Raw genomic sequence first — 10,375 nt, forward strand, 5'->3', positions numbered from 1 at the left:
AAGGGGGATTTTCTTCGCTGATTTGTCGTGAGGTCATATCTCCAGAAATTTCGGGGATTTTGTAAGATTTATCACACCATCCGGCTGTACAACAACCATATCTTCCAACCTGACACCACCAATCCCCTTATAATACAATCCCGGTTCAACTGTAACTACATGACCGGTAAAGAGGATATCGTTCTTCTTACTAATCCTTGGAGGTTCATGGACATCCAGTCCTACGCCATGTCCTGTACCGTGGAAAAACCCCTGCATCCTGCCGTCAATCTCACCACTCTCAAATCCACATTTTTTGAAATGCATCAGGATTGCCTCATGAACTTCCCTGCCATTTACCGCATCTTTAACCATAGAAAATGCAACTTCCTGCGCAGCGGACACCGCATTAAACATCCTGACAACATCATCAGATGCACTCCCTTTTACAACCGTACGCGTTATATCGGCATAGTAACGACTTTTTACAGACCGCGGGAAGACATCTATAATAATAGGAACATTCGCCCTTAGAGCCCCACCCCCTTCATTATGAGGAAACGAGGAGTCTTCCCCGCAAGCAACGATAGTGTGCTGGGCTATCATGGAATTTTCCAGCAGATAAACATTTATCAACTTCTTGACGTCTTCAGAAGTTACTTTATTACTTCCCAGGTAAAGATATTCATCTATTATCTCAGTCCGTCTTAAATAATCTATCGCCTTTTCAACTGCACTCTCTGTTATTCGAAGCGCTTGCTCTATATAATTGATCTCATCGTTGTTTTTTATTACTCTCTGTTCAAAAATCGGGTCCTGCCTCACCTCTATCTCGTAACCCTTGTCCTGAAGCAGGAGTGCATTCCGGATCCCGAAATAAGATGGAACGACAACCCTGTTTAAACCTCTCTCCCTCAGAAATTCCCGTAATACATCCACCGTGCCTGGATTCTCTGTACCTGCATTCTTTGCCGCCTCTTCATAGCGCGAATAAGATAAAACTGTGTTTACTTTAGCCTGTGATTTTGCCCTGTCCAGTTCAAGATCACTCATCATAATAACTTTTTCATCACCTATCTGTAAAAAAATGAACGGATCAGGTGCAAGAAACCCAGTCGCATAGTAAAGGTTTGAATCCGTCTCACTTGACGAGATTAACAAAGTTGCCTCTTGTGTTTTCATCTTTTTTATGTTAATACATTACTGGCTTAAAATCAAAAGTTATGTCACCTGTAACACATTCTGGTATACTATGAGCTCAGATGAAAGAAGAAGACACAGACGGGAGCTGATTTCACCTCATCTCAAAGTCGTCGTACCTGAAGATAATCAATCATTCGGTGCCTTTATTACCAACATAAGCGGTGGCGGCGTTGAGGTCTATTCTGACAGCAGACTGGAACAGGGACAGAACGTAGATTTATTTATTTCCTTTGAGACAGATCCAAAGACAGGTAAAGATGAAGTCGTAAAGGGAAGCGTAAAATGGGTGAAACTGTTCGGTAACCGTTTTCTAATTGGCATTGCATTCAAAGATATTAACAAAGATGTCCACCCAATCCTGTCAGGATTGCTCGATTTCGTTAAGTAGTAACGCCTTCTCAGAAGCACACCCCCTTAAAGTTTACTATCCCCCAAACCGAAACTTCATATGCTGGAAACAGAAAAACTCAAAATGATGAAGGGAGGTGATTAGCTAAAACATAAAATATCATTAGGAGGAATGTAAAATGTTTATCTCTCACCATATGAAAAGACTGTTAACTACCTCAATATTAAGTTTCGTGGTTTTATCCCTTTCCACAACAATCGTTTTTGCAGGGGATTTAGATAATATCACCTGGAGTTCTTTACTTCCGGAAGAAAGCAACATCTCTTTACAGCAAAAGCAGGTAATGAAAGGACTTGAAGTTACCCTGGAAGAGCTTAACTCGGTAATAGACAGGGAACTGAAAAACAATACAATAACGACAGATACAGACTTTACTGTGAATGAAGATGTTGCGCTTGTATACGATTACCTGATGTATCGTATATTTGAATTGATCAAGGTAGATAACAGGATAAGGGAAGAGCTTTTGGCGCAGGAAGCATCTTTTAGGAACAATGATGTAACAATAGATATGGTAAAGAAACACTTCTCCATAAAAGAAGAGTATGAAAACAATGAGGCGTCTTTCTTTACATTAGTGGATAGGCTCAGACACGCAGTGTACATTAAGGATCTGAGGGCTGAGGTCAGGAATGTGAAGTATTCTTTAAAAGACCTGACAACCGCAATGAACCGTTATTCATCATATCGCAACAGGCTTGCGTCAAGGTAAAAATTAAATTATGACATTATAAGGCTGCACCCGTAAGGGTGTGGCCTTTTCTTTTTCACACTGATATTCACACTGATATTCAATTTCCCTGTAATCATTTCATGGCTCATGACTGTATCACCGGAAAAGTCAGCGACGACTACTTGTTCTTGAAGTTAAGAAATGCGAATATTAACTACTTAATTGGAAGAAACTGAAGTAATGTCTTCCGGGGAAATTACCGTAGGAGTTTCAGGCAACCTTACTGCACCGATATATCTTTTTACATAATATGGTTCATATATACTTGATACCGTAACTTTTTTATTCCTGGATGAGGCATGAATCATATTTCCGCCCCCTATGTAAATACCTACATGGGATGGGAACTTGGCATATGTCCTGAAGAAAATCAGATCTCCGATCTCCAGCTCTTTCTTGGATGACACCCTCATACCAGCCTTAAACTGTTCCCGTGCAGTTCGCGGCAACTCAATACTGAAATAACGGTAAACCATCTGTACGTAAGCAGAGCAGTCAATACCAGCAAGGGTTGTACCTCCAAACCTATAAGGAACTCCCAAATAATCTGTTGCTGTGTCTACTACTTTGGAAAACCAATTTGAATCATCTGCCGGAATCCCGGCCCCTTCGTCAGCGGGGGCCTTAGTTAATTGCGCCGCTCTATAATCCTGTGATGCGATTTCTAATTTATCTTCATTATCAACTGCTGCAACATCAGCCTGATCGGAAGGATCCTCATTTATAACAGGCATCTCATCATCGGCCTTGATTCCTCCAGGTACCTTCAGTTTCTGACCAACTTTTACAAAACTTCCGGAGAGATTGTTTAATCTCTTGACTTCCTTTACAGACACACCATATCTCATGGATATCCTGTAAAGGTTCTCTCCCTTACGTACCTTATGAGTAACAAGGTTATTAATTCTATCACTACCCTTCCTGGCAGTCTCTTTCTTCCTGTTTGAAACTTTTTGATTAATTGTCTTAACGGCTTCCCTGATTGGGACAACTATGAAATCACCGGGCTTAATGTCTGACCCTCTAAGGCCATTTGACTGTTTAATCTGTTTGACAGAAACTCCATTACTCCTCGCGATCTTGTAGAGTGTATCTCCCTTCTTTACCTTATATTTCTGATCGGCCCTACCCTCAATGGATAGTAGGTGAATAGATAAAAAACACAATATAGTGATGAGGAGAGTCTTTAGCATGGATGTAGGAGTCATTCTTTTATATTAACGAGGATACATTTATTATCGGATTACTTTTACAACGACTTGATACTATTGATGATTTACCACAGATGAACACGTTAAAATTACACAATAAGTCATTCTTTGTCAAGCAAAATATCTCCAGATCCCTCTTTAATAAAATCACTCAAAGACCTTATCTGGTCATCATCCAGCGGCCCGCCATGTTCTTTAATCCATGCAGGCATCTCTGTTCCAGCGATACCATTGCTCGTTCTTTCATAAATTACATCCTTCTCTAAACCCTTCAACCCAGCAAGTCCCACTGCCGTCCGCCCATGGCAGAATGCACATACGGCATCATAAAGCTCTTTTCCCTTTTTATCATGGGCAGGATTAAAATGACATGCACCGCATTTCTCAGAGAATAAAGATTCGGATACATTAAAAGTTGTGTGCATTGACGGTGTTACTCTCGCAGTAATCGTGAGTTCCTTGACCGGCTCAAGGGCGTCATTAGAAACAACTGTTATAGTTCTCGATACAATACCGGCCCTGCCCTGGGAATCATAGGAGACCTTTATCTCCCCCTTTTCTCCTGGTTTTATTGTACTGGAACTTACAATGGCCGCCGTACAACCACATGAAGTTGTAACCTCTCTAATCCATAAATCTTCTGTTCCCTTATTCTCAAACAGGAATGAGTATTCGACCGTCTTTCCCTGAAGCACATCACCAAAGTCATGATGATCAGCAATAAAACTGATTCGTGGCCCCTTCACTGCAAACGAAAGGGTTGCTGCAATCAAAAGCAACGGAATTATAAAGATCAGTTGTTTTTTCATTTTATCTTGCCTTCTAATATCCTGCTGATTATTGAACTGACATTGGCAAGGGAATTATCTTTGACAAGAATATTACCATCAAGGATTACAGTCGGCGTACTATTGGCACCATAACTCTTGGCCAGTTCACGCCCCTCAAGAACAGTCTTTTTCATAACTCCTGATTCAAGATTTTTCTGAAATTTTTCGCCATTCATGCCAATCGTCTTTGCTATAGATATAAGGACATCATGGTTAGCACCATCTTTCCTCTGATAATAGATGGCATCAAATATAGCCGTTTTCATCTCCTCTCCCTTACCTTCGGCCTTTGCAAGTTCATATGCCTCAACAGGAATGACTGAATCTTCATATATTATTGGATAGCCCGTGAATGTAACTTTCAATTTATCACCATATTCCCTCAGCAGCAGCGGTACAACAACAGAATCAAACTGGTGACAGTGGGGACAGAAAAAATCAAAGAAAATAGTCATCTTGACCTTACCCTTCTCATGGGTACTTTTCTTATCATGAATAATATTATATGTTTCTGATGCCCCATCTAACTTTAATCCTTTATCATCCGCTGCAAAGACTCCGGCGCTTATAAATATCAGGACAAGAATCAGAGTAAACTTTTTTAACATAACCTTCTCCTTCCGGATTTAAAATGATCATAGCCATACGGTTCAATTATAGATTCCTTATTATCTTCATTGATTAATCTTAACCCTTCCTCAGCATGCGTTATTTGTCCTATCATCGTACACTTGACATCCTGCCTCCTGCACAGTGATTCAAATTTAGTGCGGTCATCCGATCTGACAGTAAACAACAATTCGTAATCTTCCCCTCCATATAATGCATAAAACAAAGGTTTACTGGCAAGAAATTTACTGATATTACCTGGCACAGCGGGAAGAGGAAGGAGATTGCAGAATATCCTCGCCCCAACCTTGCTTCTATCACATATATGAGCAAGGTCAGCAAGAAGTCCATCGCTTATATCAATCGCCGCAGTAGATGATTTGCTTTTACTGATCACAAGACCGGCAGACACCCTTGGTACCGGACGCAGATGAGAATTAATAAATGTTTTAGCTCCGGGTTTGACAGGTTTCTGAACAGAATTAAACGCTCTCCCTGACTGCCCCCCTACCCTGGATTTCAAAATTGACAAACCCATCGCAGACATACCGGGAAAACCTGTAACATAAATCAAATCACCAATGCGCGCACCTGATCTAAGAAGGGCCTTTCCGCCTGATACCTCTCCCACTATTGTTGTATCTACAACGACTCCCTGCATTGATCTCGACAAGTTTCCGCCTATAATCGACACATTGTATATATTCGAAATTTCGGCAACACCGTCAAGCAGCCTGTCAATGTTCTTTACCGGCACTTTATCCGGCATGGCCATTGAAAGCAGCAGATATTTTGGGACACCTCCCATGGCAGCGATATCACTTATTGATACAGCAACAGCCTTCCATCCTATATCAAAAAAGGAGTAATACTTCATTGAAAAATGAATACCTTCCCTGATAGTGTCTGTGGAAAGAAGAAGATCCCTTCCGGACGGATCAATGATTGCAGCATCATCACCTATCCCAAGGACTATTGAAGGGTCATTAGCGGGAATCTTTCTTTTAATACGTTGAATTAGCCCGGCTTCACCAAGTTGTTCTATATCCATTATACATTTAGCGCTTGATTTATACTAAGGTTGTCACCGCTTAGATACTCTCCCGGACGATTTTTTTACAGGTTTTTTCAGCACTTTTTTTACTGTCTTCGAAACCGCAGCTTTTGCAGCAACAGCAGCATGCTTCTTCACCTTCTTATGTGCTGTCTTGGTCTTGAATCCCTTCAAGGCAACCGGCAGGACATCATCCATTTTGTCAACCAAATGAAACAGCATGTCTCTCCGTATATTTTTGGCTATTTCATCGAGATCTTTCTCATTCTTCTTTGGTAAAATAACCTCTCTTATGCCGGCCCTCTTTGCCGCAAGTATCTTCTCTTTCAAACCGCCTATGGGCAATACCCTGCCCTGCAGGGTCACCTCTCCTGTCATTGCCATCTTATGATTAACAGGCTTATTCATAAAGATAGAGGCTATGGCCGTTGCCATTGTAATACCAGCAGAAGGACCATCCTTTGGGATAGCCCCGGCAGGCACATGGATATGGATATCATGCCTGTTAAACATATCTACATTGATTCCAAGATGCTGCGACCTTGAGCGGATATAGCTGAGTGCAGCCTGGGCTGACTCCTTCATCACATCTCCCAGTTGACCTGTAAGCGTAAGTGTCCCCTTCCCCTTCATTATGGTAGCTTCTATATAGATAATATCGCCACCGGACTCAGTCCATGCAAGACCTGTGGAAACACCGACGGTATCATGTTCCTGTTCCGTTTCGGGCAGGAACCTCGGGGCGCCAAGATACTTATGAAGATTATTCGGGTTGATCCTGTATGTCTTAACTTTGCCTTCGGCTATCTGTTTTGCAACCTTGCGAAAGACATTTGCAATCTCACGTTCGAGGTTTCTGACGCCTGCCTCCCTCGTATATTCTCCAATTATTCGCTTCATGGTTTCAGAAGAGATAAGGGCATCAGCTTCTTTTATGCCGTGCTCTTCAAGCTGGCGCGGAATGAGATAATTCCTTGCAATCCCAAGCTTTTCTTCTTCCGTATATCCTGAAAGATTGATAATCTCCATCCTGTCTCTCAATGGAGGCAATATAGGATCTATAAGATTGGCCGTAGTAATAAACATCACATTGGAGAGATCAAAAGGAACCCCAAGGTAATGGTCACTGAATGCGTTGTTCTGTTCAGGGTCAAGCACTTCAAGCAATGCAGCAGATGGGTCTCCCCTGAAATCCATGCCGACCTTATCAATCTCATCCATCATAAAGACAGGATTGTTTGTACCGGCCTGTTTAATACCCTGGATTATCCTCCCCGGAAGTGCACCTACGTATGTCCGTCGGTGCCCCCTTATCTCTGCCTCGTCACGTATCCCACCCAGAGATATCCTGACAAATTCCCTTCCAAGGGCCTTGGCTATAGATTTGCCGAGAGATGTCTTGCCGACACCAGGAGGGCCGCAAAAACAGAGAATAGGCCCCTTCATCTTCTCCTTCAGTTTTCTGACACTCAGATACTCAAGGATACGCTCCTTCACCTTTTCGAGGTCATAGTGATCTTCATTCAAAACCTTTGAGGCTGCCTTAATATCAAGATTATCAGTTGTGCCTTTACTCCACGGTATCTCAACCATCCACTCGAGATAGGTGCGTACTGTAGATGCCTCAGCACTGTCCGGGTGCATCTTCTCAAGACGCTTTAACTGCTTGTCTACTTCCTTCAGCACCTTCTCAGGCATATTTGCCTCTTCTATCCTCTTCTTGAACTCATTAACCTCTTCCTGTCTCTCATCCAGGTCTCCCAGCTCTTTCTGTATAGCCTTGAGCTGTTCCCTTAAGTAATACTCGCGCTGAGTCTTGTCAATCTCCCCCTTCGCCTCAGCCTGTATCTTCTGCTGCATCATGAGTACATCGAGTTCCTTGGTAAGTATCTCGCTTACTTTCTTTAACCTCTGCACAGGATGATTAATCTCCAGTACATCCTGCGCCATTTCAACTTTAAGTCCAAGATTGGATGTGATGATATCTGATAAACGTCCCGGGTCTTCAATATTCTCGATAATCACCATGATGTCGGGCAGAAGCACCTTACCCAGTGTTACCATCTTTTCAAGCTGCTCCTTAACATTCCTCATTAATGCCTCAACTTCAAGTGTAACCTGCACGTTCTTGGGTTCCTGGAGCTTGTCTATTTCAACATTGTAGTATGGTTCAGTCTGAAGGTACTTAACTGTCTTGGCCTTTGCAATCCCCTGAACAAGTATCTTAATCCTTCCATCCGGGAGCTTCAGCATCCTTGTGATCAGACCAACAGTTCCAACCTTGTAGATATCCTGCGGTGTTGGATTTTCGACTTCCAAAACCTTCTGGGCCACCAGGAATATGAGACGATTTGAAGCAAGGGCTGCCTCAATGGCCTTAATTGACATTTCACGGCCGACAAAAAGGGGAAGTAGCATATATGGAAATATTACTATGTCCCTCACTGGAAGGAGAGGTAATTTGTTAGGTATATCAATTTGTCCAAAATCCTGCTCTATAGTTTCTGCCACTTTACTGGCCTCCTTTGGTATAATTAAATAAGGTTCTACTCAGAACCTGGATTTTAAAACTTCAGTGCCTTTAGGTATTCCCTGAAACTCTCGCCAAATTCCTTATTCTTCAGTCCTATCTCAACTGTAGCCTTGAGGAAACCCAACTTGTCCCCTGCATCATATCTATTGCCTTTAAATTTATACCCGTACACAGGCCTCGTTTTCGCCAGCTTCCTGAGTGCATCAGTAAGCTGGATTTCCTTACCCTTTCCTGGTTCTGTTTTTTCGAGCAGGCCGATTATCTCCGGTGTAAGAATGTATCTGCCAATTATGGCAAGATTGGATGGGGCGTCTTCTTTACCCGGTTTTTCCACCATATCATTTATCTTGTATACACCGTCTGCCACAGGCACGGCCTTTATTATACCATAATTAGATACCTGACTTCTATCAACTTCCTGGACTGCGATGACGCTTGCTCCGTACTTGTTGTATATATCCAGCATCTGTTTAATTGCCGGTACGCTGGAATCTATTATGTCATCACCCAGAAGAACTGCGAAAGGTTCATCCCTGACCATATTTTTAGCACACAGGATGGCATGTCCAAGACCTAATGCCTCTTTCTGACGGACGTAGCAGATATTCAGCATGTTCGAAATTTTTTTCACTTCTGCCAGCAACTTCTTTTTCCCCTTCTCTTTAAGAAGGTTCTCAAGTTCATAAGATATATCGAAATGGTCTTCGATGGCACGCTTCCCGCGACCTGTAATTATAATAATCTCTTCTATACCGGAAGCTATTGCCTCTTCAACAACATACTGGATCAACGGCTTGTCAACAAGGGGCAACATCTCCTTCGGAGATGCCTTTGTCGCCGGCAGAAAACGTGTTCCTAAACCGGCAGCAGGAAAAAGCGCTTTTCTTACAGGGTATAACGACATATCTGAATAGTACTCCAGGTTATATTTTCCAGCATTGTATGTTACAAAAACGGAGTTAAAAAGTCAATTAACTGAGCCTTTATCTTTACGTGATAAAGATTTTAACATCTCAAACACATACCTGACCTGCTTTTCTATATCATCTTTCAGGGATGATGACGTGTCAATGATATAATCTGCGTAATTTTTCTTTTCTGCAACCGGCATCTGTGCATTGATCCTTTGCAGTGCATCTTCCCTTGTCAAACCATCCCGGTTCATAAGCCGGTTAATCTGTAATTTTTTATTTGCATATACGAGGATAACAAGATCTACCATCTCATATGCACCTGACTCAATCAGAAGGGCTGCATCAAAAATGACAACTGCAAAGGGATACTCCTCACCTATCTTTTTCCTTAATCTGGCAGCCTCTTTTAATATACCTGGATGCATTATGGAATTCAGGATGCTTCTTTTGGCTGCGTCATGGAAAACTATCCTGCCGAGAGCTGCCCTGTTTAAATTACCATCCGGCAACAGTATTTCACTGCCAAAGGCCTCTACTACAGCCTTCCATGCAGGAAGGCCCGGTATTACAATTTCTCGGGCGAGAACGTCTGCATCTATAATAAATGCACCTAATGACCGGAACATCCCTGAAACCACACTCTTCCCGGTTGCTATCCCGCCTGTAAGACCCGCAAAGACCATATTAGCTTTTAGCATAATAAGACAATATAAACAATGCTTCAATATATTGACACTATTTGACAATTAGAGTAACCTACCACCGATGACACCGGAACAACAGGAGAAATATGAGCAGGGCAAGACCTGCTTTGAACAGGGCAAGATCAATGAGGCATTAAAATTATTTCTTGAACTGACAAGGGACAATCCTGACAGATTTGCCGATGTTCATAACAAG

General features: G+C 42.2%; 10 protein-coding genes. 2 read left to right on the top strand and 8 right to left on the bottom strand.

The features are described from left to right. Positions 1–33: 33 nt before the first annotated feature. A complete protein-coding gene (locus tag IT392_06235) occupies positions 34–1,161 on the bottom strand; it encodes an aminopeptidase P family protein (GenBank protein ID MCC6544090.1) in 1,128 nt (375 codons plus the stop codon). Positions 1,162–1,231: 70 nt separating this feature from the next. On the opposite strand from IT392_06235, the gene IT392_06240 reads away from it, so the two are divergent. Together IT392_06240 and IT392_06245 are read left to right on the top strand one after the other, a co-directional pair. Next, on the top strand, positions 1,232–1,570 hold the full coding sequence (locus tag IT392_06240) for a PilZ domain-containing protein (protein ID MCC6544091.1): 339 nt from the start codon (positions 1,232–1,234) through the stop codon (positions 1,568–1,570). A gap of 139 nt (positions 1,571–1,709) precedes the next feature. Next, complete coding sequence (locus IT392_06245; protein ID MCC6544092.1) at positions 1,710–2,303, top strand: hypothetical protein; 594 nt, start codon at positions 1,710–1,712, stop codon at positions 2,301–2,303. 179 nt (positions 2,304–2,482) lie between these two features. Here IT392_06245 and IT392_06250 read toward each other — a convergent pair whose 3' ends face one another. The 7 genes from IT392_06250 to IT392_06280 form a co-directional block, all read right to left on the bottom strand. Then, on the bottom strand, positions 2,483–3,517 hold the full coding sequence (locus tag IT392_06250) for a C40 family peptidase (GenBank protein MCC6544093.1): 1,035 nt from the start codon (positions 3,515–3,517) through the stop codon (positions 2,483–2,485). A gap of 119 nt (positions 3,518–3,636) precedes the next feature. Then, positions 3,637–4,344: a DUF1573 domain-containing protein gene (locus tag IT392_06255; GenBank protein ID MCC6544094.1), complete on the bottom strand. Its 708-nt coding sequence runs from the start codon at positions 4,342–4,344 to the stop codon at positions 3,637–3,639. Then, entirely contained in the window at positions 4,341–4,973 is a 633-nt protein-coding gene (locus IT392_06260) for a DsbA family protein (protein ID MCC6544095.1), read from the bottom strand. The genes IT392_06255 and IT392_06260 overlap by 4 nt, the downstream gene beginning before the upstream one ends. Continuing rightward, the gene (thiL, locus tag IT392_06265; GenBank protein ID MCC6544096.1) at positions 4,967–6,025 is read right to left on the bottom strand and encodes a thiamine-phosphate kinase; all 1,059 of its coding nucleotides are present in this window, start codon (positions 6,023–6,025) and stop codon (positions 4,967–4,969) included. Before thiL ends, IT392_06260 begins: the two co-directional genes overlap by 7 nt. Positions 6,026–6,058: 33 nt before the next feature. Continuing rightward, positions 6,059–8,539 carry an endopeptidase La gene (gene lon, locus IT392_06270; protein MCC6544097.1) on the bottom strand — a complete coding sequence of 827 codons (2,481 nt, stop codon included), beginning with the start codon at positions 8,537–8,539 and terminating at the stop codon, positions 6,059–6,061. A gap of 53 nt (positions 8,540–8,592) precedes the next feature. Then, positions 8,593–9,465 carry a UTP--glucose-1-phosphate uridylyltransferase GalU gene (gene galU, locus IT392_06275; GenBank protein ID MCC6544098.1) on the bottom strand — a complete coding sequence of 291 codons (873 nt, stop codon included), beginning with the start codon at positions 9,463–9,465 and terminating at the stop codon, positions 8,593–8,595. Positions 9,466–9,528: 63 nt separating this feature from the next. Continuing rightward, positions 9,529–10,158 (bottom strand): dephospho-CoA kinase, encoded by a 630-nt coding sequence (locus tag IT392_06280; GenBank protein ID MCC6544099.1) that lies wholly within the window; start codon positions 10,156–10,158, stop codon positions 9,529–9,531. Positions 10,159–10,375 lie beyond the last annotated feature (217 nt).

Source organism: Nitrospirota bacterium, from assembly GCA_020846775.1.
Lineage (GTDB): Bacteria > Nitrospirota > 9FT-COMBO-42-15 > HDB-SIOI813 > HDB-SIOI813 > RBG-16-43-11.